The 1,714-nt window shown below is 65.5% G+C and carries 1 protein-coding gene; it reads left to right on the forward strand.

Annotated features, from left to right (window positions below; translation table 11 throughout):
• Positions 1 to 364 precede the first annotated feature (364 nt).
• Positions 365 to 1,588 carry an IS110 family transposase gene (locus VF584_23085; protein ID HEX8213079.1) on the forward strand — a complete coding sequence of 408 codons (1,224 nt, stop codon included), beginning with the start codon at positions 365 to 367 and terminating at the stop codon, positions 1,586 to 1,588.
• Positions 1,589 to 1,714: the final 126 nt, after the last annotated feature.

Genomic DNA, 1,714 nt, shown 5'->3' on the forward strand with positions numbered 1-1,714 from the left:
CGTCACCCCGGACCGCGAGGGCACTCCCACGATCGGCGGCGGCTGAAATCCCCTGTTATACCGAATCCGTGAATTCAGTTTGTGTATCCGTGCCGCCCGCCCCGACGTCATCCTGAGTTGTCACCGCGCTGCGCGCGACCACGGAGGATGAAACGGGTGCGGGAGCGTAAATTGGAGCGTGGTGTCGGCAGCGAGGTCGGTAACGGCATTGGTGCGAGCGAGCCCGTTCCTGAGTCAGACCCGGAGTCCTGAGAGCACCACGGATTGCTGCCGGGCCGCAAGGCCCCTCGCGAGCGCGACATTCAGATTTCCAGATCGGGGACTCCACGCCGGCACCACGGGACCTTCCGACTGGAGGTGAAGAATGGAAGTCATCCATCCGCGTTGTGCCGGGCTGGACGTGCACAAGGACCTGGTGGTTGCTTGCGCACGGCTCGCCAAGGGGGACCACGTCGAGCGCCGTTCGTCCCGGTTCGGGACCAGCACGCGCGAGCTGCTGCGGCTGCTGGACTGGCTGCTCAGACTGGAGGTCACGCACGTGGCGATGGAATCGACCGGAGTGTACTGGAAGCCGGTGTGGCACATCCTGTCGGGGTCGTTCGTGCAGATCCTGGGCAACGCGAAGGCGATGAAGAACGTATCGGCGCGCAAGAGCGACGAGAGCGATGCCGAGTGGATCGCCGAGTTGCTGGCGCACGGGCTGATCCGTCCGAGCTTTGTGCCGCCGGAGGAGATCCAGACGCTGCGTGATCTGACGCGTACCCGCACGCAGTGGATGCACGAGCGCGGGCGCGAGGTGCAGCGCATCCAGAAGGTGCTGGAGGATGCCAACATCAAGCTGGCGAGCGTGCTGTCGGACATCACCGGGGTGAGCGGGCGGAAGATGCTCCTGGCGCTGGCCAACGGCGCGACGGACGCGCGGGTGATGGCGAAGCTGGCGGACCGGCGCGTGAAGGCCTCGGAGCAGGAACTCACGCGCGCGCTGGAAGGCTGCGTGACCAATCACCACCGCTTCATGATCTTGATGCACCTGCGGCACATCGACGGGCTTGACGAACTCATCGCCTCGCTGGAGAGCAGGATCGAGGAGCAGCTCGAGCCCTTTCGCCGCGTCGTGGCGCACCTGATCACCATGCCGGGGGTGAAGGAGGACGCGGCCGCGGCGATCGTGGCGGAGATCGGGGTAGACATGAGCGTCTTCCCCACGGCCGATCACCTGGTGGCGTGGAGCGGGGTCGCGCCGGGGCTGAAGGAAAGCGGAGGGAAGAAGAAGCCGGCGAAGACGAAGCGGCAGCGGTGGCTCAAGGCCAAGATGACGCAGTGCGCGTGGGCGGCGGTGAAGAAGCGCGACAGCTACCTGTGCGCGCGATACCACCGCATCAAGACCCGGCGCGGAAAGCAGAAGGCGATCCTAGCGGTGGCCGCCACGATGCTGCGTGCGATCTACCACATGATCCAGAACGACGTCGACTATCAGGATCTGGGAGCGGACTACTTCGACCGTCACGACGGCGAGCGCGCAGCTCGGCGCCTGCAGCGGCGTCTGGAGAAGCTCGGCTACACGGTGGAACTGCGGAAGGCGGCCTGAGGAGCGCAACGCGGCATCCTAGTTTCTATTCAGGCCGGCCAGACCGTAAGCAGCGTCTGCGCAATCGCTTGCAGGCCGAAGGATCTGAAACCGCGTCAGCACCGAATCCCGGAAGCTGCACCAATG

It is taken from the genome of Longimicrobium sp., assembly GCA_036389135.1.
In the GTDB taxonomy this organism is placed as follows: Bacteria; Gemmatimonadota; Gemmatimonadetes; order Longimicrobiales; family Longimicrobiaceae; genus Longimicrobium.

What these genes read in the sequence shown, in the direction of transcription:
- VF584_23085 (HEX8213079.1), top strand. Translation starts at nt 365, where the DNA reads ATGGAAGTCATCCATCCGCGTTGTGCCGGGCTGGACGTGCACAAGGAC.